Here is a 19,323-nt window from a genome sequence, read left to right on the forward strand (position 1 = left end):
CAGAGGCTAATGGCGACAATGAAAGAATGTTCCGCGAGGTTTTCATCTTGGCAACACGCACCCATGGATTGCAGTCATGGATCGATCGTTTGAATCAAGCCGAGTTACCGGCATTGGCCGCCGTAGTGCAGGACTTGCACCGCCTGGCCCAGGCAGAAAAATCGTCGGTGCAGCAACTGGCCGATGTGTTGCTGCGCGACGCTTCGTTAACCTCCAAGGTGCTGCGCGTCGGCAATAGCGTTTACTACAACCCCGCCCAGGAACAGATTCGGACCATTTCGCGCGCCATTGTGCTGATTGGTTTCGACAACGTGCGGTTGATTGGTTTGTCCGTCAGCCTGATCGACGGCTTGCTGGGGCGCGCTTCCAGCGAGCAACTGCACGAACTGCTGGCCCGCTCGTTTCACGCTGCCGTGCAAGCCCGCAACATGGCCGGTTACGTGCTAACCAAGCACCAGGAAGAGGTGTTTATCGCCGCGTTGCTCTACCACCTCGGCGCACTGGCGTTCTGGGGCTGCGGCGGTGAGCAGGCGGATGAACTGGGCGCCGCCTTGGCGCGCCCCGGCGTCAACGAAGACGAAGTGGTGCGCGAAGTGCTCGGCACCAGCTTTCGGCAACTGACCCAAGGCCTGGTGAAAAGCTGGAACCTCGGCGAAATCGCCAGCCTTGCCCACAACACCAGCAACCACAACGACCCCGCCGCGTTTGCCGTGCACCTAGGCGCGCGCATCAGCGAAGCAGCGCTGGAAGGCTGGGACTCGCCAGAAATGGAAGGCCTTATCAATCAGATGGCCACCTTTATTGGCGTGACGCCGCAAGAAGCGCTGCAACAAGTGCTCGACAGCGCCGACGAAGCGGTAAAAGTGGCCGCCACATTTGGCGCCAGTTCCTTGTGCCGATTGATTCCCTCCACCGACCCGGAACTGATCCGCACCCAACAGGAACAGCGCAAGGCGCGACTGCTGCAGCCCAACCTGCTGATCTTGCAACAGGCGCTGCAAGACCTCGGCATGATGGTTTCCAAACGGGCCGACGTTGGCTTGATTCTCGAGACGCTGTTCAAAGGCCTGCACCAGGGCGCTGGGCTGGAACGGGTGATGCTGGCGGTATTGGCCGATGAGCAGACCCGCTTCAAAGCCAAGCGCGCCGTCGGCGAAAAGACTGAACGCTGGCTCAGCGACTTCGTATTGCCCGCCGAACAGGCCGAGCAGCCGCATATTTTCAGCTACGTGCTGCGCCACCGCGAAGCGCTGTGGATGGGCGTGCCGGCCAGCTACAACCTCAACGAACTGGTGACCCAACCGATCCGCCAATGGCTCGGCCAAGGCATGTTCTTCATCGCTCCGTTGCTGGCTGGCAATCGGCAGATTGGCGTGCTCTATGCCGACAGCCGTATTTCCGGGCGGGCGCTGAAGCATGAACAGTTTGTGGCGTTTCAGCGCTTTACTCAGCTGACTGGGCGGTGTTTGGAGGCGTTGACCAAGAAGTGATTCGGAGGCGGCTAAGGCCGGTCCCACAGTTTGTGCAGGTCTGTAGGAGCGGCTTTAGCCGCGATGCTGTTGATCTTCTCTGTCCACTGAAATCGACGTTTCCAGGAATCGCGGCTAAAGCCGCTCCCACAGGACCAACGCAATCTGTAGGAGCGGCTTTAGCCGCGATGCTGTTGATCTTCCCCGCCCACACCCCAATGGCACGCATAAAAAAAAGAGGCCCGCAGGCCTCTTTTTTCGATTGCGCGGGATTTTCTTACGACAAGAAACCACCGTCCACATTTAGCGCCACACCCGTGGTGTAGCTGGAAGCATCACTAGCCAAATACAGAACCGTGCCCGCCATCTCGCTCGGATCCGCTACGCGCTTGAGCGGAATCTGTTGCAGCGCGGTGTTCAGAATGGCGTCGTTTTTCACCAGCGCCGAGGCAAATTTGGTGTCAGTCAGTCCCGGCAGCAAGGCGTTGCAGCGAATGCCGAATTGCGCGCATTCCTTGGCGAACACCTTGGTCATGTTGATCACGGCGGCCTTGGTCACCGAATAGATGCCCTGGAACACGCCCGGCGATACGCCGTTGATCGAGGCCACGTTGATGATGCTGCCTTTGCCTTTTTCACGCATCAGCTTGCCGGCTTCGATGGACATGAAGAAGTAGCCGCGAATGTTCACGTCCACGGTTTTCTGGAAGGCCGACAGGTCGGTGTCCAGCACGTTGCAGAACTGCGGGTTGGTGGCGGCGTTGTTGACCAGGATGTCCAGTTGGCCGAACTGCTCGCGAATCTGGGCGAACACGTTCTGAATCTGTTCCATCTCGCCGATGTGGCAAGCGATGGCAGTGGCTTTGCCGCCGTCGGCAATGATGGCGTCGGCCACGGCCTGGCAGCCTTCGATTTTGCGGCTCGAAACGATCACGTGCGCGCCTTGCTGGGCCAGCAATTTGGCGATGGCTTCACCGATGCCGCGGCTGGCGCCGGAAACGAAAGCGACTTTGCCGTCGAGGTCGAACAGGTTGGTCTTGGACATGGGGTTCCCCTGATTGCGGGTTTTTATAAGCGTCGGGTTAGCGACGACCAGATGGCTGAACCCGCCGCCAGCCGAGGGCAGGGCGGCGGGTTGCGCATGATTACAGCGTGGACTTGTTGATGACCTGCAGGCTCGCTTGCTCCAACAGCTTGTTCAGCTGAATGAACGAGGCGAAGCGTTTGTCCTGGGTTTGGCCATGGAAGTAGCGGTAGTAAATCTGCTGCACGATGCCGGCCAGACGGAACAGGCCATAGGTGTAGTAGAAGTCGAGGTTTTTAACTTCCACGCCGGCGCGCTCGCCGTAGTAGTCGGCGAATTCCTGGCGGGTAAACATGCCCGGCGCGTGGCTCGGCTGGCGACGCATCATTTGCATCGGCGCCGGGTCGGCTGCATCGATCCAGTAGGCGAGGGTGTTGCCCAGGTCCATCAGCGGATCGCCGATGGTGGTCAGTTCCCAGTCCAGCACACCGATGATTTGCGTCGGGTTGTTAGGGTCGAGAATCACGTTGTCCAGGCGGTAGTCGTTATGCACGATTGCCGGCTTGTGGTGGTCGGCGGGCATCTTGTCGCGCAGCCAGGCTTTGGCCACGTCCCAGGTCGGCGCGTCGGGGGTCATGGCTTTTTCGTAGCGGTCGGTCCAGCCCCCAATCTGCCGCTCTACGTAGCCTTCCGGTTTGCCCAGATCGCCTAGGCCGCAGGCGTTGTAGTCGACGTTGTGCAGCTCGACGAATTTGTCGACGAAGTTCTTGCACAGCTCGCGGGTTTGCTCGGGGCTGAAGTTCAGCTCAGGCGGCATGTCGGTGCGCAGGATGATGCCGTTGACGCGCTCCATCACGTAGAACTCGGCGCCAATCACGCTCTCATCGGTGCAGTGCACGTAGGCTTTCGGGCAATACGGGAAGCCGGCGTTGAGCTGGTTGAGAATGCGGAACTCGCGGCCCATGTCGTGGGCCGATTTGGCTTTGTGGCCAAACGGCGGACGGCGTAGTACGAATTCCTGATCTGGGTATTCGAGCAAGTAGGTGAGGTTCGAGGCGCCGCCGGGGAATTGGCTGATTACCGGCGTGCCAGTCAGGCCTGGAATGTGCGCCTTCAAGTACGGGTCGATAACGGCGGCGTCGAGTTCTTCGCCATTACGGATTCGGGTGGACTGGTCGGTAAGCGCCATACTTATCCCTTCTACTTATAATGAGGGCCTTAGATTATTGGCTAATCTAATGCCGTGCCGCAGGCCTCACAAGCCGCGCGGGCCCTTATTGGCGAGCGTGTTTTTGGATAATCATCCGGCCTGATTGCCGGCTACAACCTACGCAACAGACCGCGCGCAGACGAAAAAAAACCGGAGTCCAAAGACTCCGGTTTGTCATCTAGCGTAGACGCTAAATCGCCTTAAACCGGGAACAGTTCGCCCAGCTTCATGGCCAGCATCATGTCGCCTTCAGCGCGCAGTTTGCCGCCCATGAACGCCTGCATGCCGTCGGTTTCACCGGAGGTGATGCCAGCCAGGGTTTCGGTGTTCATGATCAGGGTGACGTTGGCGTTCGGCGCGGTGCCTTCGGTCAGGTCGCAGGTGCCGTCTTTAACGGTCAGGTAGAAGTCTTCGCCGTCTTCGATTTTGAAACCGAATACCAGGTCCAGGCCGGCAGCAGCGGAAGCGTTGAATTTGGACTGCATGGTTTTTGCGATGTCAGCAACTGTGGTCATGATTCGATCCTTTATAGTTTTCTTGGGTTACGCGCGGCCTTGCGGGCCACAGTAGTCCGGAACTCAGCGGAAAGTGATGAGTTCCGGCGCCTTCAACAGCTCTAAATGCGCGTGACTGTTGAAGGAAGCCAGTGCCACCTCGCGACCGCGGAACTTGAAGCGGTTGAGCGAGGTGTTGACGATTTGCCAGTTCAGCTCGAAAGCTTGCGCTGCCGGTATTGCAGTTATGAGATGCAGCATGGCGGTAATGGTGCCGCCTGATGTGAAGACGGCGACGCTGTCTTTGCTCGAGGCGCGTTCGAGAATCCGCGCCAGACCGCCTTCCACTTGTTCAACGAATTCTTTCCAGCTTTGCAGGCCCGGTTTCGGATGCTCGCCGGAAATCCAGCGACCGATCAGCAGGGCGAACAGACGCTGAAACTCACCACGGTTTTGTGCCGCGTTGCGTAAGGTTTCGAGAGCGTGGGGTTCTTCGGGAAGCAGGTCGGGGAGCAGGGCGCGAATGACGGCGTCGGCGTCGAATTCGTTGAAGGCTTCATCGGTTTCCAGCTCCGGCGTGGCAATGCCTGCGGCCTGGAGTTGAGCGAGGGCCGATTTGCCGGTGTGCTGCTGACGCAAGAGGCTGCCGGCCAGGCAACGATCAAAGCGTACGTCGAGCTGCGCCAGGTGCCGGCCGAGAATCTCGGCTTGCTGCACACCGCGCTCGGACAGCACGTCGTAATCGTCGGCGCCAAAGGAAGCCTGGCCATGGCGAATCATATAAATGCTGCCCACGTGAGCGTCATCCCGCTACGGTGAAAGTTTCGCGAGGGTATGAGGATAGGGTGGGCCTGTCAACGAAAAAACATACGCTTGTTTGAATCGCTGTAGCTGCGCTCCGTAGCCCAAGCGAGACGCACAGCCTGGTAACAAACAGCGCCTTTGCGCGGCTGGTCGGGCCAGGGTTGCGTCGGTATGCTTGAGCCCTTACTCGCCGCCCGATGCCGGGCGCTTATCAGGTTTATCGAGGAAAAACGCGTGGAGTTTTTAGCCGATTACGCTGGCTTTCTGGCCAAGACATTCACGGTGGTGGTGGCCATTTTGGTGGTGCTGCTGACCATCGCCGCGCTGCGCGGAAAAGGCCGTAAACGTAGCGGGCAATTGGAGGTCCATAAACTTAACGACTTCTACAAAGCGCTGCACGAGCGGTTGCAAGGCTCGATTGTGAGCAAGGACCAACTGAAGGTTCTGCACAAGGCTCAAGCCAAGGCCGACAAACTGGCGAAGAAAAACCCCGAGGCGAAACCGCGTGTTTACGTGCTGGATTTCGATGGCGACATCAAAGCCTCCGCCACCGACGCGCTGCGTCACGAAGTGACGGCATTGCTTACCTTGGCCACACCGAAAGACGAAGTGGTGCTGCGCCTGGAGAGCGGCGGCGGAATGGTCCACAGTTATGGTCTGGCGTCGTCGCAACTGGCGCGCATCCGTCAGGCCGGCGTGCCGCTGACGGTATGCGTAGACAAAGTCGCCGCTAGCGGCGGCTACATGATGGCGTGCATCGGCGAGAAAATTATCTCCGCGCCGTTCGCCATTCTGGGTTCGATTGGCGTGGTGGCGCAGTTGCCCAACGTGCACCGCTTGCTGAAGAAACACGACGTTGATTTTGAAGTGCTCACCGCCGGCGAATACAAACGCACGCTGACGGTATTTGGCGAGAACACTGAGAAGGGCCGCGAGAAATTCCAGCAAGACCTGGAAATCACCCACGAGCTGTTCAAAGACTTCGTCGCCAGCTACCGCCCGCAGTTGCAGATGGACGAAATCGCCACGGGCGAGGTCTGGCTGGGTCAGGCCGCACTGGGTAAAAAACTGGTGGATGAGCTGATGACCAGCGACGAATACATCGCCACCAAAGCGAAAACCGCCGACGTGTACCAATTGCATTACGCGCACAAGAAAAGCCTGCCGGAGCGGGTCGGCCTGGCAGCGAGCCTGTCGGTTGACCGCCTGTTGTTGACTTGGCTGAGCCGCCTGCAACAGCAACGCTTCTGGTAAGTAGCCGGTCGGGCACCGCGTCGCGCGTTCAATAACAAGAGCTAACGCAGGAGAGCGATATGAGTAAGTTCAACGCACTACAAGTCAGTGAAGTGGCTGGCGTGTTCGAGCCGCAGGTGATTGAGCGAGACACCGCGGACCTTCCAGCCGGCGAGTTGCTGATTCGTGTGCATTACTCGTCGCTCAATTACAAAGACGCGCTGTCGGCCAGCGGCAACCGTGGCGTCACCCGTAACTTTCCGCACACGCCCGGCATCGACGCCGCCGGCGTGGTGGAGCAGTCCAGCGTTGGCGAATTTTCGGTTGGCGATGAAGTGATCGTCACCGGCTACGACCTGGGCATGAACACCGCCGGTGGCTTCGGCCAATACATCCGCATTCCTGCTGCCTGGGCGATCAAGCGTCCGCAGGGTTTGTCGCTGCGTGAATCCATGGTGCTCGGCACCGCTGGCCTGACCGCCGCGCTGTGCGTCGACAAACTCGAACAAGCCGGCCTGCGCCCGGACAGCGGCACCGTGCTGGTCACCGGTGCTACCGGCGGCGTCGGCAGCATTGCCGTGGTGCTCCTGAAACGCTTGGGTTACACCGTGGCGGCCTCCACCGGTAAAGCGGAGCAGGCGGCGTTTCTGCAGGGCCTGGGCGCCAGTCAGATTGTCAGCCGGGAAGACCTGCAAGCCGGCGCCGACAAAGCCATGCTCAAAGAACAATGGGCCGGCGCGGTGGATACCGTGGGCGGCGACATCCTCTTCAACGTAGTCAAAGCCCTGCAATACGGCGGCAGCGTCGCCTGCTGCGGTTTGACCGCTGGCGTGGGCTTCAAGGGCAGCGTAATGCCGTTCATTCTGCGCGGCGTGAACCTGCTGGGCGTCGATTCGGTCGAGCTGCCGATGGTGGTCAAAGCCTCGATGTGGGATCGCCTGTCGCTGCAGTGGAAGCTCGACCTCGAACCGCTGGTGGAAGAGGTGAACCTGCAACAACTGCCAGCCGCCTTGCAGCGCATTCTGGCCGGGAAAATGGTCGGTCGCGTGCTGCTCAATCTCGGCTAAGCGCCATTGAAGGGAGCGCGTGCAACGCTCGCTCCCAGCGACACCGCCTTACTAGGCGCCCGATTGCCGGGCTACACTCCAGGCTCATCCCCATAACAAGGAAAACAACCGATGAGTCTGCCGTTCTGGTGTGTGTTCATTACTGCGTTGCTGATTTACGTGGCCAAGGTTCCGGTGGCTCGCGAAATGAAGAAAGATGGCGGCTACGACAACCATCATCCTCGCGCCCAGCAAGCGCGCCTGACCGGCTTCGGCGCCCGTGCGTACGCTGCCCACCAAAACACTTTCGAAGCCTTCATGCTGTTCGCCGCCGCCGTGCTGATGGCGCACGGTACGCAAACCATGGGCTTTTTTGTCGACACCCTGGCGGTGATCTTTGTGGTAGCCCGCGTGCTGTATCTGTTTCTGTACTGGGGGGATTTGCACTGGCAACGGTCGCTGGTATGGATCGTTGGCCTGGTGTGCACGCTGTTGATCATGCTCAGCCCCACATTGCGTTAAGGCCGCGTGGCGCGTTGATCAGCGGTCGGTGAGGTAAAGCGTGAGGGTCTGGCCCGGAGTGAGGTCGTGACTGGTCTTCGGGTTCCAGGTTTTGAGGTTTTGCATTTCGACGTTGAAGCGCTTAGCGATCATGTACATCGAGTCGCCTTTCTTCACCTTGTAATAGGTGACCGTCTCGCGACCCTGCGCCGGGCTGTTCTTGGCGATGCTGCGGATCACTTGCTGGGTGCCTTGTAGCGCCAGGGTCTGCCCCGGTTTTACCGCATTGTTTGGCAGGTTGTTCCAGCGGCGCAGGTCGCCGACGTCCAGCTTGTTGGCCTTGGCGATCTGCCAGAGGTTGTCGCCGTTCTTCACCTTGTAGCTCTTGAGCTTGACGCTGGTGGTGGTGCTGCTGGCCACGGCGGTCGGCTTGCTGGTGGGGAAGGGCGAGGGCAGCGGCGCCGAGCCGGCGGTCAGCGGAATGGTCAGGGTCTGGCCGACGCTGAGTTTGTTGCCGGACAGGTCATTGGCTTCTTTCAATTCGGCTGACGAGAGCTGATAGCGGCTGGCGATGCCATGCAGGCTGTCGCCTTTGCGCACGCGGTATTCCTGGAATTCGGTGATGTCGCTCGGCTGAATTTGCGCCAGCGAGGTGGTCAGGCGTTCGGCTTTTTGGGTCGGCACTAAAAGGTGCGAAGGGCCGCCACGGGTGATGTTGCGTTTGAACGCCGGGTTCAGCTGGATCAACTCGTCTTTGTCGATATCGGCCATGGCGGCGACGCGGCTGAGGTCCATCGGCTTGTCGATTTCCACTACTTCGAAGTAGGGCTCGTTGGCGATGGGGTCGAGGTTGATGCCATACGCGGCTGGCGCATTCACCAGTTGCGACAGGGCCAGCAGCTTGGGCACGTAGTCCTGGGTTTCCTTGGGCAGCGGCAGGTTCCAGTAGTCGGTTGGCAAGCCGAGGCGCTGATTGCGCTCGATGGCGCGGCTCACGGTGCCCTCGCCGGCGTTGTAAGCGGCCAGGGCCAGCAGCCAGTCGCCGTTGAACATTTCATGCAGGCGCGACAGGTATTCGATGGCGGCGTTGGTCGAGGCCGTAATGTCGCGGCGACCGTCGTACCAGGTGGTCTGCTGCAAATTGAAGTTGCGCCCGGTGGACGGAATGAACTGCCACAGGCCAACCGCATCGCTGCGCGACAGGGCGAAGGGGTTATACGAGCTTTCAATCACCGGCAGCAGCGCCAGCTCTAGCGGCATGTCGTGGGCTTCAAGGCGCTCGACCACGTAATGGATATACAAGCTGCCGCGACCGCTAGCGCTTTCCAGATACGAGGGCTTGCTGGCGAACCACAGGCGCTGTTGTTCGATGCGCGGATTGATGCCGATTTCGTCTTGCAGCTTGAAGCCGGCGCGCATGCGGTCCCACATGTCTTGGGGCTTGTCGGTGCCGGGGGTGTCGGTCATCCATTCCGGCGGCTGGGTGCGGCTGGTCAGGGTGACGGGGCTGGAAGTGCCGGGATTGTGACCGCCGCTGCTTTGGCAGCCCGCCAGAATGGCCGCGAAGACAACCGGGAGCGCACGAGCCAGACGGGCCAATGTGTCGAATTTCCGGGACTTCTGGGCGATTGACGGCATTGGCGGCGGGTGTGATCCAGGCAAAAAGATCGGGCGATTCTAGGAACGCCGCCTAATGTGGTCAAGTTTTAACCGCCCGCCCGGTTAGGCGGCGATGGACTTAAAACTGGTCTTTCCAGGCCCGCAGGCGAGCAAATACCTCGCTAGGCTTGCGCTGAGCCGCGCCGTCCCGTTCGTCGATTTTTGCGACCACGTTCGCAACCTCGGCGCGCAAAAACGGATTGGTTGCCCGCTCCAGCGCCAGATTCGACGGCAAGCTGATCTGCCCGTTTTCGCGCCAGGCCGTCACCTGCGCCAGGCGCGCCGTCACCTCTGGGTTCTGCGGCTCCACCGCCTGGGCAAAGCGCAGGTTGCTGAGGGTGTATTCGTGGGTGCAATAAATAGCCGTGTCGTCGGGCAACGCCGCCAGCCGGCCCAGGGAGCTGAACATTTGCTCCGGCGTACCCTCGAATAAACGCCCACAGCCGCCGGCAAACAAGGTGTCGCCGCAAAACAGCAGCGGCACGTCGGCCTCGGTTGGCGCGCTGGCGGCGTAGTAGGCGATATGGCCGAGGGTGTGGCCCGGCACGGTGAAAATGCGCAGCGTGAGGCCGAGCACTTCAATCTGGTCGCCGTCGTCCAACGCCACGTCGCGGCCGGGAATGTTTTCCTGGGACGGGCCATAGACCTTCGCCCCGGTAGCGGTTTTCAATTGCTCCACGCCGCCGACGTGGTCGAAGTGGTGGTGAGTGACCAGAATGTCGCTCAGTTGCCAGCCGGGGTTGGCTTTCAACCAGGCCAGCACCGGGGCGGCATCGCCGGGATCGACCACCGCGCAGCGCTGCGTGGCAGTGTCTTGTAACAACCAGAGGTAGTTGTCGTTGAAAGCGGGTAGGGCATCGATCTGTATCATGGCGCGGTCGCTAAGCTGACGGTGACGACGCATCTTATTGGTTTTTCGCGCGGTCTGGTGCTGTGCCCGCAATGCGGTGCCCATGAAGTGAGGAACGGTTATGACTGACAAGGCCTTCGCCCAAGCTGACCCCGAATGGCTCGAGCTGATCAGCGCCGCGCGCGGCTGGCTCGACGGCCCGCTGGGGCAAATGATGCTCGGCGAAGAACGGCGCTTGCTGGAAGACGAACTGGCGCGGTTCTTTGGCGGCTACCTGGTGCATTACGGCCCGCACGCCGACAAACCGTCCGGCGCCAAACAGATTCAACGCTGCGTTCACGTCGGCGCGCCGTTGCCAGGCGCCGAGATTGTTTGCGAAGAACAAGCCTGGCCGCTGACCGAATCTGCCGCCGACGTGCTGGTGCTGCAACACGGCCTGGACTTCTGCCTCTCGCCCCACGGTCTGCTGCGCGAAGCCGCCCGCAGCGTGCGACCGGGCGGGCACCTGATCATCATCGGTATCAACCCCTGGAGCACCTGGGGGCTGCGTCACGTGTTCGCCCGCGACGCCCTTGGCGATGCCCGTTGCATTGCCCCCAACCGGGTCACCGACTGGCTGCGCCTGCTCGGTTTCGCGCTGGAGAAACGCCGCTTCGGGTGCTATCGTCCGCCGCTTGCCTCGCCAGCCTGGCAATCGCGCCTCAGCCGCCTTGAGCAGTGGGGCGGGGCCTGGCAAATGCCGGGAGCAGGCTTCTATCTATTAGTGGCGCGCAAGCTGGTCATCGGCCTGCGCCCCTTGCGTCAGGCACAGCGAGCGCCCATGGGCAAGCTGATGCCCATGCCGGTGGCGAAAGTCAGTCGGCGTGATTCAAAACCGTGACACACAAGCAGCAGGATTCATGAGCGAACAGATCGAAATCTTCACCGACGGCGCCTGCAAAGGTAACCCCGGCCCTGGCGGCTGGGGCGCGTTGCTGGTGTTCAAAGGCGTGGAAAAAGGAACTGTGGGGTGGCGAAGCCAACACCACCAACAACCGCATGGAACTCACCGCCGCCATTCGCGGCCTGGAAGAGCTCAAACGCCCGTGCGAAGTGCTGCTGGTGACCGACTCCGAATATGTAATGAAAGGCATGAAAGAGTGGTTGGTGAACTGGAAAAAGCGCGGCTGGAAAACCGCCGCCAAGCAGCCGGTTAAAAATGCCGACCTCTGGCAGGCGCTGGACGAACAGGTCAACCGCCACACCGTGACCTGGAAGTGGGTGCGCGGCCACACCGGCCACCCCGGCAACGAGCGGGCCGACCAGTTGGCCAACCGCGGCGTCGATGAAGTACGAGGAATCAAGCATGCGTAGTGTTGTACTGGATACCGAAACCACCGGTATGCCGGTTACCGATGGCCACCGGGTTATCGAAATCGGTTGTGTTGAACTGATCGGCCGCCGCCTCACCGGCCGGCATTTCCACGTGTACCTGCAGCCCGATCGCCAGAGCGACGAAGGCGCCATCGCGGTTCACGGTATTACTGACGAATTCCTCGCCGACAAACCGCGCTTCAAGGAAGTGGCCGACGAGTTCTTCGAATTCATCAAAGACGCGCAGCTGATCATCCACAACGCCGCGTTCGACATCGGCTTTATCAACAACGAATTCGCCCTGCTGGGCCAGGACGACCGCGCCGACATCACCGAGCACTGCAGCGTGCTCGACACCCTGATGATGGCCCGTGAACGTCACCCGGGGCAGCGCAACAACCTCGACGCCCTGTGCAAACGCTACGGCGTCGACAACTCCGGCCGCGAACTGCACGGCGCCTTGCTCGACGCCGAGATTCTCGCTGACGTTTACCTGAGCATGACCGGCGGCCAGACCAGCCTGTCGCTGGCCGGCAACGCCTCCGACGGCAACGGCGGCAATGGTGGCGCCAACCAGGCCAGCGAGATTCGCCGCTTGCCCGCCGACCGCCCGCGTACCCGCGTGGTCCGTGCCAACGAAGAAGAACTGGCCGCTCATGCCGTGCGCATGGGCCTGCTGGAAAAAGCCTCCGGCGCGCTGCCGCTGTGGGTGCAAATGGATGCGCCGGCAGTGCAAGCCGAGCCCGCCGAAACCGCATAAGGTTTTTATAGGAGCGACCTTGGTCGCGAACCCTGGAAACTACTTTCTAAAAAGAAGTTTGCAGGGTTCGCTAGCAAGCTAGCTCCTACGGTTCGCACCTCCCTTCAAAATTCTCGACGCTCCCAACATCCCCACTGTGGGAGCGGCTTCAGCCGCGAGCTCTTGATCTCGTCGTTTGCAGGAAATCGCGGCTAACGCCGCTCCTACAGATCGCACACCTCCTGTGGGAGCGGCTTCAGCCGCGATGCTCTTGATCTCATCGTTTCCAGGAAATCGCGGCTAAAGCCGCTCCTACAGATCGCACACTTCCTGTGGGAGCGGCTTTAGCCGCGATGCTCTTGATCTCATCGTTTCCACGAAATCGCGGCTAAAGCCGCTCCTACAGATCGCACACTTCCTGTGGGAGCGGCTTTAGCCGCGATGCTTTTTGTCCACATTCACCTGCGCCATTTCCTACTGAATTATCCGCGTGCGACGTTTTCGTACAGCCCCCGACGCAGGGGGTTACGCGCGTTCTGTCGAGTCTCTACCCTGAGGGCTGCACGGGCCCGGCCCGGTAACTCTTCAGGCGATAACAGCATGTATAAAGACCTCAAGTTTCCCGTTCTCATCGTGCACCGCGATATCAAGGCCGACACCGTGGCCGGCGACCGCGTGCGGGAAATTGCCCGCGAGTTGGAGTTGGAAGGCTTCACCATCATTTCCACCGCCAGCTCTACCGAAGGGCGCATCGTTGCCTCCACTCACCATGGCCTGGCCTGCATTCTGGTGGCCGCCGAAGGGGCAGGGGAAAACCAGCGTCTGCTGCACGATGTGATCGAACTCATCCGCGCCGCCCGCGTGCGTGCGCCGCAGTTGCCGATTTTCGCCTTGGGTGAGCAAGTGACCATCGAGAACGCGCCGGTCGAGGCCATGGCCGATCTCAATCATCTGCGCGGTTTGCTCTATCTGTTCGAAGACACCGTGCCGTTCCTGGCGCGCCAGGTGGCCCGCGCCGCACGTATTTATCTGGATGGTTTGCTGCCGCCGTTTTTCAAAGCGCTGGTGCAGCACACCGCCGAGTCCAACTATTCCTGGCACACGCCTGGCCATGGCGGCGGCGTGGCATATCGCAAGAGTCCGGTGGGCCAGGCGTTTCACCAGTTTTTCGGCGAAAACACCTTGCGCTCGGACCTCTCGGTATCGGTGCCGGAGCTCGGTTCGTTGCTCGACCACACCGGCCCGCTGGCCGAAGCTGAAGCCCGTGCGGCACGCAATTTTGGCGCCGACCATACCTACTTCGTGATCAACGGCACCTCGACGGCGAACAAGATTGTTTGGCACTCGATGGTCGGCCGCGACGACCTGGTGTTGGTCGACCGCAACTGCCACAAGTCGATTCTGCATTCGATCATCATGACCGGCGCCATACCGCTGTACCTGAGCCCGGAGCGCAACGAGCTGGGCATCATCGGCCCGATTCCGCTGAGCGAGTTCAGCCGCGAATCGATCCAGGCCAAGATCGACGCCAGTCCGCTTGCCCGTGGCCGTGAGCCGAAGGTGAAGCTGATGGTGGTGACCAACTCCACCTATGACGGCCTGTGCTACAACGCCGAGCTGATCAAGCAAACCGTGGGCGACAGCGTGGAAGTGCTGCACTTCGACGAAGCCTGGTACGCCTATGCCGCCTTCCACGAGTTCTACGCCGGCCGTTATGGCATGGGCACCTCGCGCACCGAAGACGGGCCGCTGGTGTTCACCACCCATTCCACGCACAAATTGCTCGCCGCGTTCAGCCAGGCCTCGATGATTCATGTGCAGGACGGCGGCGCTCGCCAGCTCGACCGCGACCGTTTCAACGAAGCGTTCATGATGCACATCTCCACCTCGCCGCAGTACGGCATCATCGCTTCCCTGGACGTGGCCTCGGCCATGATGGAAGGCCCGGCAGGCCGTTCGCTGATTCAGGAAACGTTCGACGAGGCCCTGAGTTTCCGCCGCGCCCTGGCCAACCTGCGGCAGAACCTGAGCGCTGATGATTGGTGGTTCAGCATCTGGCAGCCGACCCTCGCCGACGGCGCCGAGCAGCTGACCACCGCTGATTGGGTGCTGCAGCCACAGGCGGATTGGCATGGCTTTGGCGATGTGGCCGATGACTACGTGCTGCTCGATCCGATCAAAGTCACGCTGGTCACGCCCGGCCTCACCGCCGGCGGCGCGCTCAGCGAGCGGGGCATCCCAGCGGCAGTGGTGAGTAAATTCCTTTGGGAACGGGGGCTGGTGGTTGAGAAGACTGGTCTGTATTCCTTCCTGGTGCTGTTCTCCATGGGCATTACCAAGGGCAAATGGAGCACCTTGCTCACAGAGTTGCTGGAATTCAAACGCAGCTACGACGCCAACGTGCGCTTGATTAATTGCCTGCCTTCGATCGTGCGCGAAGACACCCGCTATCAGCACATGGGGCTGCGCGATTTGTGCGATGCGTTGCACACCTGTTATCGCGATAACGCCACGCCCAAAGCGCTGAAACGCATGTACACCGTGCTTCCGGAGCTGGCGATCAAACCTGCCGATGCCTACAACCATCTGGTGCGCGGCGAAGTGGAAGCGGTGCCGATCGATCAGTTGCAAGGGCGTATCGCGGCGGTGATGTTGGTGCCGTATCCGCCTGGCATTCCGCTGATCATGCCGGGCGAGCGCTTCACCGAAGCGACTCGCTCCATCATCGATTACCTGGCTTTCGCCCGCACCTTCGACCGCAGCTTCCCCGGCTTCGATACCGACGTGCATGGCTTGCAGCACCAGGACAGCCCGCAAGGGCGCTGCTATACGGTTGACTGCATCAAGGAATAACGGGTCTCGCGGGATGCACGCAGGATCAAGCGCAACAGAACGCGACAAGGCGTATGGGTTCTGGACCTGCTTGGCGCTGGTAGTCGGCTACAGGATTGGCTCGGGGGTGTTTCTGCCGCCCTAGAGCCTCGCCGCTTTCGGTTCAAACGCCAAGGCGTTCAGGCCCGGCGCCCGTGGCGCAACCGCGTGCACGGTGTCGCCACGTGATAGGCGTGGCGCGTTATTCGCCGGTGGCTACGGGCCGGCTTGGGTCGGTGATCCATTCGCTCCAAGACCCTGCATACAGCGGCGCCAGCGGGTAACCGGCGAGGCTCAGGGCGAACAGGTTATGGCACGCCGTTACGCCGGAGCCGCAGTACGCCACCACGCCGTCAGCGGGACGGTTGCCCAGTTGCGCGGCAAAGCGGGCGCGCAGTTGCTCGGTCGGCAGGAAACGCCCGTCGCTGCCCAGGTTGTCGGTGAACACCGCGCATTGCGCGCCGGGAATATGCCCGGCCACCGGATCAATAGGCTCCACTTCCCCACGAAAACGCGGCAGGGCGCGGGCGTCCAACAAGGTCAATTGCGGCTCGCTCAGGCGCTGCTGCACCTGCTCAGCGTTCAGCACCAACTTGGCGTCGGCGTGGCCGGTAAACGTGCCGGCGCTGCGCTCGGGCACGGCGTGGTCCAGCGGCAGACCTGCCTCGCGCCATGCCTTTAAACCGCCATCCAGCAAAAACACCTTGTCACGCTTGCCCAGCCAAACCAGCAGCCACCAGGCGTGGGCGGCAAAGGCGCCGGGGCCGTCGTCGTAGAGGATCACTTCGCTGTCGTTGTTCAGGCCCCAGGCACGCAGGCGTTCGATCAGCTGCTGTGGGTCGGGCAGGGGATGGCGGCCGGTGACGCCTTTGACGATGGGGCCCGATAGGTCGCGTTCAAGATCAGCAAACACCGCACCAGGAATGTGGCCTTCGGCATAACTGCGTTGGCCATAGGCGAGGTCATCGAGGGCGAAGCGGCAATCGAGCAGCAAACGCTCAGGGCCGGCAGGACGGTTGACGAGTTCGGAAGCAGAGATCAGTTGCGCGAGGGACATGATGGGCACCTGAGAACAAATCGGGGGCTCATCATAAACGCGTTTGACCAGAGAGGGCCGTTTCCAGGCCCGGCCAATCGCGGCTAAAGCCGCTCCCACAGAAATCGCACAACCTGTAGGAGCGGCTTTAGCCGCGATGCTTTTGGGACTACCGAACACAGACCGGGGAATTTTGTTTCCAGGGTTCGCCACCAAGGTGGCTCCTACAACGGCTTGTTTCAGTCGATTTTCAACTTACCAATCCGGTCGTTATCCAGGCTGCCGAAGTACAGGAAGCCACCCACCGGTTTCACCGACGTCACCATGCGCAGGTTGCTGCCGCTGGTGTCGTGCAGGCTGCGGGTGATTTTGCCTTGCTCGTCCACGGCAATCGCCAGGCCGTATTTCGCCGGTTTCGGCCACAGGGCGCGGGGCAGTTTGGCCATTTGCGCTTTCAGGAATGGCTGGCCTTGGAGGAAATCGGCGTCAGCTTTGCGTGGCGTTGGCAGGGCGACCCAGAAGGTGCCGGCGCGGTCGCCTTGGAGGTTGTCGGGCATGCCCGGCAGGTTGTCGATAAAGATGTCGTGGGTGCCGGCTTTCGGACCCTTAAGCCAGAGGCGGCTGATGCGGTAGCGGTAGGTTTCGTTAACCAGCACGAAATCCTCCTTCGCCGACAGCGCCACGCCGTTGGCGAAGTACAGGTCTTTGAGCAGCACCTCGGTGGTTTTGCTCACCGGGTCGTAGCGCAGCAGGCGGCCGTATGGGCGGCCTTCGAGCAGGTCGAGCAGGTAGTCCGGTTGTTCGAATTTGCTCGAGGCATCGGAGAAGTAGATGCGCCCGTCGCTGGCGATGTCGACATCGTCTGTGAAGCGGAACGGCACGCCGCCGGCTTCGGTCGTCAGCACGGTGATTTGGCCTTGCGGGTCGATGCTCAGCAAGCCTTTGTAGGCATCGGCGACGATCAGGTTGCCCTTGGCGTCGAAGTCCATGCCCAGCGGCCGGCCTTTGGTTTCGGCGAAGGTTTCGACCGAACCGTCTGCTTTGATGCGAATAATTTTGCCGTCATGGGTGCCGCCATACACGCGGCCTTCGGCGTCGACGGCGGTGTCTTCAGGGCCGTGAACCTGGCCTTTGGCGAGCAGTTCGGCTTTCATCAAGGCGTCGTTGGGTTCCAGCACGCCGGTCATGGCCGGCTCGTGCGGCGGGGTCCAGGCCAGCGGGTCGATGGGGCTGGGTTTAATCAGCAGGTACACCACCACAATCACCAGCAGCAGGGCCACCAGGCCCAGAAACTTTTTCATGACATATCCTTGTTCTGATTATTGTCGGACAAAACGCCCGCAGCATAGGAGCGCCGCCAGTGCAGGGCAAGCCGTGAATCACCGCTCGAATCACCGGCCATAGCCGGGCTCGATATATACTGCGCGGCAAATTTAAGGAGAGGCATGTGGCCATCGAAATCAATTGGATCCCCGATGACGCCAGCTTGGCGCAGTTATGTGCCCAATGGCGACGTCTGCCCTATGTGGCCCTCGACACCGAATTCATGCGGGTCGACACCTTTTATCCCATCGCCGGCCTGCTGCAGGTGTGCGACGGAAGCCAGGTTTTTCTGATTGACCCGCTGCTGATTCAGAACTGGGATGCCTTTGCCGAGCTGCTGTCCGACCCTGCCGTGCTCAAAGTGCTACACGCCTGCAGCGAAGATCTTGAGGTTTTTTCCCGCCTCACCGGCACCTTGCCGCTGCCACTATTCGACACTCAGATTGCCGCCGCTTACTTGAATATCGGCTTCTCCATGGGCTACTCGCGCCTGGTGCAGAGCGTGCTGGACATCGACCTGCCCAAAGGCGAAACGCGCTCCGACTGGTTGCAGCGGCCGCTCTCCGAGACGCAAATCAGCTACGCCGCCGAAGACGTGCTTCACCTGGCCGAAGTGTTTCAAGCTCTGCGCGCGCGGTTGGCCCCGGACAAGTTCGACTGGGTGCTGGAAGACGGCGAAGAAATGGTCAGCAACCTGCGCCGCGAAATCGACCCCAACGAGGTGTACCGCGACGCCAAGCTCGGCTGGAAACTGCCGCCGGCCAAACTCGCCGTGCTGCGCGAGCTCTATGCCTGGCGTGAGCAGCAGGCGCGGCTGCGCAACCTGCCGCGTAACCGGGTGATCCGCGAGAACTCACTGTGGCCCATGGCGCGCACCCAGCCAGACAACCTTGTGGCGCTGGCGCGCATTGAAGACATGCACCCGAAAACCGTGCGCCAGGACGGCGAGTTTCTGCTCGGTCTGATCAAACAAGCCGCCGCCAAACCCGCTGAGCAATGGCCAGAGCCGCTGCCGGAGCCGCTGCCGGTGGAAGCGGCGGCCTTGCTGAAAACCTTGCGCGCCGTTGGCCAGCGTGAAGCCGAGCGCCTGGATATCGCGCCGGAAATCATGCTGCGCAAAAAAGTACTCGAGGCGCTGCTTAAAAGCGGTTACCCCAACGGCCCATACCAACTGCCCGAGTCCCTGCGCGGTTGGCGACGTGAATTGATGGGCCAGGAGCTGCTCGACAGCCTGGCGACCCATACCCAGGAACAACAGGCATGAAACAGATTTGCTCGATTTACCGCAGCCCGAAGAAAAACGAGATGTACCTGTATGTGCTTAAGGCCGATGCCTTGAAGAAGGTGCCAGAGTCATTGTTGGTGGCGTTTGGGCCGCCCAAGCATGCGTTTGATTTGGTGTTGAGTCCGGAGCGGCAGCTGGCGCGCGAGGATATTAATAAGGTGCTGGAGAATCTTGAGGGGCAGGGGTATCACTTGCAGATGCCGCCCGCGGAGGACGAGTACATTCAGCATCTACCCGAAGAACTCTTGCGCCGAAACGACCCGGTGTAACCGGGCGACCTCCTGGGCGTCGGCCAGGCGGCGTTGCGTCCTCACGCTAAATGCTCACGTACTCCGGACGCTCCGCTTCAACGCTCCGTTGCAGCGAGCTTCTGAGCGTCGGCCATGCCGCGTTGCGTCCTCGCTTTAAATGCTCACGTGCAGGAGC

General features: G+C 61.0%; 17 protein-coding genes and 2 pseudogenes. 11 read left to right on the forward strand and 8 right to left on the reverse strand.

All coding sequences use genetic code 11. From position 1 onward, the window contains the following. The first annotated feature begins 68 nt into the window (after positions 1-68). Positions 69-1,490 (forward strand): HDOD domain-containing protein, encoded by a 1,422-nt coding sequence (locus ACZZZP_RS08455; protein ID WP_122498531.1) that lies wholly within the window; start codon positions 69-71, stop codon positions 1,488-1,490. 256 nt (positions 1,491-1,746) lie between these two features. Here ACZZZP_RS08455 and ACZZZP_RS08460 read toward each other — a convergent pair whose 3' ends face one another. The 4 genes from ACZZZP_RS08460 to ACZZZP_RS08475 all read right to left on the reverse strand — a co-directional run bounded on the left by ACZZZP_RS08460 (position 1,747) and on the right by ACZZZP_RS08475 (position 4,992). After that, positions 1,747-2,514, reverse strand: a complete 768-nt coding sequence (locus tag ACZZZP_RS08460; protein ID WP_108094369.1) for an SDR family oxidoreductase — start codon at positions 2,512-2,514, stop codon at positions 1,747-1,749. A gap of 100 nt (positions 2,515-2,614) precedes the next feature. Next, positions 2,615-3,682 carry a phosphotransferase family protein gene (locus ACZZZP_RS08465; RefSeq protein ID WP_463382409.1) on the reverse strand — a complete coding sequence of 356 codons (1,068 nt, stop codon included), beginning with the start codon at positions 3,680-3,682 and terminating at the stop codon, positions 2,615-2,617. Positions 3,683-3,903: 221 nt separating this feature from the next. Beyond that, on the reverse strand, positions 3,904-4,218 hold the full coding sequence (locus tag ACZZZP_RS08470; RefSeq protein WP_122453347.1) for an SCP2 sterol-binding domain-containing protein: 315 nt from the start codon (positions 4,216-4,218) through the stop codon (positions 3,904-3,906). A gap of 63 nt (positions 4,219-4,281) precedes the next feature. Beyond that, positions 4,282-4,992 carry a histidine phosphatase family protein gene (locus ACZZZP_RS08475; protein WP_463382410.1) on the reverse strand — a complete coding sequence of 237 codons (711 nt, stop codon included), beginning with the start codon at positions 4,990-4,992 and terminating at the stop codon, positions 4,282-4,284. Between the two features lie 243 nt (positions 4,993-5,235). Between ACZZZP_RS08475 and sohB the strand changes: the two genes are divergently transcribed. From sohB to ACZZZP_RS08490, 3 genes are all read left to right on the forward strand, one after another. Then, a complete protein-coding gene (gene sohB, locus ACZZZP_RS08480) occupies positions 5,236-6,255 on the forward strand; it encodes a protease SohB (protein ID WP_463382411.1) in 1,020 nt (339 codons plus the stop codon). A gap of 59 nt (positions 6,256-6,314) precedes the next feature. Further along, positions 6,315-7,301: a YhdH/YhfP family quinone oxidoreductase gene (locus tag ACZZZP_RS08485; RefSeq protein WP_463382412.1), complete on the forward strand. Its 987-nt coding sequence runs from the start codon at positions 6,315-6,317 to the stop codon at positions 7,299-7,301. Positions 7,302-7,412: 111 nt separating this feature from the next. Then, on the forward strand, positions 7,413-7,802 hold the full coding sequence (locus tag ACZZZP_RS08490) for an MAPEG family protein (RefSeq protein ID WP_122497821.1): 390 nt from the start codon (positions 7,413-7,415) through the stop codon (positions 7,800-7,802). A gap of 18 nt (positions 7,803-7,820) precedes the next feature. On the opposite strand, the gene ACZZZP_RS08495 is transcribed toward ACZZZP_RS08490, so the two are convergent. Together ACZZZP_RS08495 and gloB are read right to left on the reverse strand one after the other, a co-directional pair. After that, positions 7,821-9,419 (reverse strand): LysM peptidoglycan-binding domain-containing protein, encoded by a 1,599-nt coding sequence (locus tag ACZZZP_RS08495; protein ID WP_463536439.1) that lies wholly within the window; start codon positions 9,417-9,419, stop codon positions 7,821-7,823. Positions 9,420-9,519: 100 nt separating this feature from the next. Beyond that, positions 9,520-10,311 carry a hydroxyacylglutathione hydrolase gene (gene gloB / locus ACZZZP_RS08500; protein ID WP_463382413.1) on the reverse strand — a complete coding sequence of 264 codons (792 nt, stop codon included), beginning with the start codon at positions 10,309-10,311 and terminating at the stop codon, positions 9,520-9,522. Between the two features lie 100 nt (positions 10,312-10,411). Here gloB and ACZZZP_RS08505 point away from each other — a divergent pair, with 100 nt between their 5' ends. From ACZZZP_RS08505 to ACZZZP_RS08525, 5 genes and pseudogenes are all read left to right on the forward strand, one after another. Continuing rightward, a complete protein-coding gene (locus ACZZZP_RS08505) occupies positions 10,412-11,170 on the forward strand; it encodes a methyltransferase domain-containing protein (protein WP_122497826.1) in 759 nt (252 codons plus the stop codon). A 19-nt stretch (positions 11,171-11,189) separates the two neighbouring features. Next, positions 11,190-11,643, forward strand: a pseudogene (gene rnhA / locus ACZZZP_RS08510) (ribonuclease HI). After that, positions 11,636-12,403, forward strand: a complete 768-nt coding sequence (gene dnaQ, locus ACZZZP_RS08515) for a DNA polymerase III subunit epsilon (protein ID WP_163016739.1) — start codon at positions 11,636-11,638, stop codon at positions 12,401-12,403. Before rnhA ends, dnaQ begins: the two are co-directional and overlap by 8 nt. Before the next feature lie 579 nt (positions 12,404-12,982). Beyond that, positions 12,983-15,235 carry an Orn/Lys/Arg family decarboxylase gene (locus ACZZZP_RS08520; RefSeq protein WP_463382414.1) on the forward strand — a complete coding sequence of 751 codons (2,253 nt, stop codon included), beginning with the start codon at positions 12,983-12,985 and terminating at the stop codon, positions 15,233-15,235. A 13-nt stretch (positions 15,236-15,248) separates the two neighbouring features. Then, positions 15,249-15,356, forward strand: a pseudogene (locus ACZZZP_RS08525) (hypothetical protein); the annotation flags it as partial. Between the two features lie 99 nt (positions 15,357-15,455). Here ACZZZP_RS08525 and ACZZZP_RS08530 read toward each other — a convergent pair. Next, complete coding sequence (locus tag ACZZZP_RS08530; protein ID WP_122497832.1) at positions 15,456-16,310, reverse strand: sulfurtransferase; 855 nt, start codon at positions 16,308-16,310, stop codon at positions 15,456-15,458. 218 nt (positions 16,311-16,528) lie between these two features. After that, a complete protein-coding gene (locus ACZZZP_RS08535; protein ID WP_122497834.1) occupies positions 16,529-17,590 on the reverse strand; it encodes an SMP-30/gluconolactonase/LRE family protein in 1,062 nt (353 codons plus the stop codon). Between the two features lie 146 nt (positions 17,591-17,736). Between ACZZZP_RS08535 and rnd the strand changes: the two genes are divergently transcribed. Then, positions 17,737-18,876 carry a ribonuclease D gene (gene rnd / locus ACZZZP_RS08540; RefSeq protein ID WP_463382415.1) on the forward strand — a complete coding sequence of 380 codons (1,140 nt, stop codon included), beginning with the start codon at positions 17,737-17,739 and terminating at the stop codon, positions 18,874-18,876. Continuing rightward, positions 18,873-19,166 (forward strand): YcgL domain-containing protein, encoded by a 294-nt coding sequence (locus ACZZZP_RS08545; protein WP_122453333.1) that lies wholly within the window; start codon positions 18,873-18,875, stop codon positions 19,164-19,166. The genes rnd and ACZZZP_RS08545 overlap by 4 nt, the downstream gene beginning before the upstream one ends. Positions 19,167-19,323: the final 157 nt, after the last annotated feature.

Source organism: Pseudomonas sp. AC211 (genome assembly GCF_979258055.1).

Coding starts and splice junctions, on each gene's coding strand:
- ACZZZP_RS08520 (WP_463382414.1), top strand. CDS start 12,983: ATGTATAAAGACCTCAAGTTTCCCGTTCTCATCGTGCACCGCGATATC.
- ACZZZP_RS08495 (WP_463536439.1), bottom strand. CDS start 9,419: ATGCCGTCAATCGCCCAGAAGTCCCGGAAATTCGACACATTGGCCCGT.
- ACZZZP_RS08460 (WP_108094369.1), bottom strand. CDS start 2,514: ATGTCCAAGACCAACCTGTTCGACCTCGACGGCAAAGTCGCTTTCGTT.
- ACZZZP_RS08530 (WP_122497832.1), bottom strand. CDS start 16,310: ATGTCCCTCGCGCAACTGATCTCTGCTTCCGAACTCGTCAACCGTCCT.
- ACZZZP_RS08535 (WP_122497834.1), bottom strand. CDS start 17,590: ATGAAAAAGTTTCTGGGCCTGGTGGCCCTGCTGCTGGTGATTGTGGTG.
- dnaQ (WP_163016739.1), top strand. CDS start 11,636: ATGCGTAGTGTTGTACTGGATACCGAAACCACCGGTATGCCGGTTACC.
- ACZZZP_RS08465 (WP_463382409.1), bottom strand. CDS start 3,682: ATGGCGCTTACCGACCAGTCCACCCGAATCCGTAATGGCGAAGAACTC.
- ACZZZP_RS08545 (WP_122453333.1), top strand. CDS start 18,873: ATGAAACAGATTTGCTCGATTTACCGCAGCCCGAAGAAAAACGAGATG.
- gloB (WP_463382413.1), bottom strand. CDS start 10,311: ATGATACAGATCGATGCCCTACCCGCTTTCAACGACAACTACCTCTGG.
- ACZZZP_RS08470 (WP_122453347.1), bottom strand. CDS start 4,218: ATGACCACAGTTGCTGACATCGCAAAAACCATGCAGTCCAAATTCAAC.
- ACZZZP_RS08485 (WP_463382412.1), top strand. CDS start 6,315: ATGAGTAAGTTCAACGCACTACAAGTCAGTGAAGTGGCTGGCGTGTTC.
- ACZZZP_RS08505 (WP_122497826.1), top strand. CDS start 10,412: ATGACTGACAAGGCCTTCGCCCAAGCTGACCCCGAATGGCTCGAGCTG.
- ACZZZP_RS08490 (WP_122497821.1), top strand. CDS start 7,413: ATGAGTCTGCCGTTCTGGTGTGTGTTCATTACTGCGTTGCTGATTTAC.